Origin of the sequence: Moorena sp. SIO3H5, from assembly GCF_010692395.1 — a bacterium.
Taxonomy (GTDB): domain Bacteria; phylum Cyanobacteriota; class Cyanobacteriia; order Cyanobacteriales; family Coleofasciculaceae; genus Moorena.
The window spans coordinates 1-2,159 of the sequence record NZ_JAAHHS010000693.1 but is presented as its reverse complement, the minus strand read 5'-3'; the positions used below and the strand labels follow the sequence as shown (position 1 = coordinate 2,159).

The window sequence follows — 2,159 nt, the reverse complement described above, 5'->3', positions numbered from 1 at the left end:
TGCTGATTTTCGCTGATTAAACTGGATTAAAATATGCGCAAATATGCGTCATCAACAGGAACCTAATTTGGGAATTTATTTCGGGCATCCTTCTAAAGTTGGACACTGCCAAAAGGGAAAAAAGCTATAAAAGTCGTAAATTGTGACAAAAATAATAGATGCTTACAAAAATATGGCAACAAATAATGGATAGATTTCGGTCACACCCAGAAGAAAGTGTACGGGAATCGGCTAATCAACTGGGAATACCCAAGAGCACGGTACATTACCACCGTACTCGAACGCAAAAGCGAAGACAGAACCAAGAAACGGAATTTTGGGATACAGAAGCTGGACAAAACTTTATCAAACGATTGATAGTTAGTGCAATTTATACCTTTGGTATCAAGGGAGGGATAGGTGCATGCCGGATAGAAGAATTTATGAATCAGATAAGGATGAGTACACATGCAGGCGTATCAGAGAGTTCGATTTATCGAATGATGAAGGAAATAGAAGTCGCCATATTACGCTATAAAGAGTTAGTAGAGCAAGGATTAACCAATCGAGCAGTTGGGCAATTAGAAGAATTAGAGGTAGTATTAGGTTTGGATGAGACATGGTTAGATAAAATGCTATTAGTGTGTCAAGAATTAAGTAGCGGCTACCTTTTTTTGAAACTGCGTCCCAAAGAAGAGACACCGAAAGTTGGTGGAAGCCCATCAAACAGAGCATCGCTAGCTTTGGACTCAAAGTAAAGCAACTAGTAAGCGATAGGGCTAGTGGGTTGGTAAAATTGGGAAAACCCGACTACTTGAATGTGTGTTCGATGCCAGATTTATTTCATTTTCAGCAAGAGTTGGCAATAAATGTGGGTGCTCCAATAGGCAAAGCATGGAAAAAGGCAAAACAAGCTTTATTTGAAGCAAAAGACCAAGACAATATACCACAAGAATTAGAGGCAGACTATTCCAGACTTGATGAGTGCCGAAATAAGTATCGAAATCAAATGCATAAGATAAATCAAGCAATACAACCTTTTAGTGGAGATGGCTCATTTAATTGCATCAAACAGATAGAAAAAACTATATTATCTTGTATCGTTGCCATTAGTAAACAAGCTGAACAGGTAGCAAGAGAAGTGGGGACAGCCACGGTAACAAAATTACTAGCACAGATACCCGCTATTTTAGCAGGAATTGTAAATTGGAAAAAATGGGCAGCACAAGAAGCAGATAAATTTATTACCCAACAGAGGATTGATATTAATGAAGCACAATTAAAAGAATGGCTTTTACATTATTTGGTGCCTGTGTTCATCTGGGAACTAACATTAAGGCGAACACCATCCAAAAAGAAAAACAAAAAACTCATCGACACCTATAAAGAAATCTTACAAAAAGCAAGAGATAAATTGAATGGGAGTAATGTTAATGAATTGCTTAATTCTGAGCAACTAAATAATTGCATAGAATGGGCAAAGCAAACAGCTAGAACTTTTCAACGTGCTTCATCACAGGTAGAAGGTAGAAATGGTTATCTAGCTTTTGTACATAAGGCTAATCGGGGTATGCCAGACCAAAGGTTACAAGTTTTGACCGTCGTGCATAATTTTGATATAAGGTCTTGGGATGGGAAAACGCCAGCACAGCGACTTTTTAAGCAAGATTTTCCTGATTTATTTGAGTTCATCCTTCAAAATGTGACAGGTTTCAAAGAACCCAGAAGAAGAAAAGTAAACGGCTGATTTTCAGGACTGTCCAACCTAGAAGGATGCCCCCAAATCCATATACTAGTAAAGCTGACCCTGCTGCTTACAAATATCCTTATCTGCTAAGAGATTTAAAGATTATTTACCCAAATCAAGTTTGGGCGGCAGATATTACCTATATTGGTCTAAAACAGGGCTTTATGTATTTATTTGCCATTATAGACTTATACTCTAGATACATTTTAGCTTGGGATATTTCCAATAGCATGACTGCTAATTGGTGCGTCGAGGTGCTAAAGGAATGCTTGGTGTGGTATCCCACTCCAGAGATTTTTAACACAGACCAAGGTAGCCAATTTACCGCAGATTTATGGATTAACCAATTAAAAGAAAATGGAATCCAAATTAGTATGGATGGTAAAGGTCGAGCCATTGACAACATTTTCATAGAACGATTTTGGCGTTCTTA

Annotated in this window: 2 protein-coding genes and 1 pseudogene; all 3 read left to right on the top strand. The window is 37.9% G+C overall.

Translation table 11 applies throughout. From position 1 onward, the window contains the following. The first annotated feature begins 158 nt into the window (after positions 1-158). Complete coding sequence (locus F6K52_RS35605) at positions 159-737, top strand: hypothetical protein (RefSeq protein WP_293089812.1); 579 nt, start codon at positions 159-161, stop codon at positions 735-737. Between the two features lie 71 nt (positions 738-808). Next, positions 809-1,726: a DUF6399 domain-containing protein gene (locus F6K52_RS35600; protein WP_293089809.1), complete on the top strand. Its 918-nt coding sequence runs from the start codon at positions 809-811 to the stop codon at positions 1,724-1,726. 74 nt (positions 1,727-1,800) lie between these two features. Beyond that, positions 1,801-2,159: pseudogene (locus F6K52_RS35595) on the top strand (DDE-type integrase/transposase/recombinase); the annotation flags it as partial.

Coding starts and splice junctions, on each gene's coding strand:
- F6K52_RS35605 (WP_293089812.1), top strand. CDS start 159: ATGCTTACAAAAATATGGCAACAAATAATGGATAGATTTCGGTCACAC.
- F6K52_RS35600 (WP_293089809.1), top strand. CDS start 809: ATGCCAGATTTATTTCATTTTCAGCAAGAGTTGGCAATAAATGTGGGT.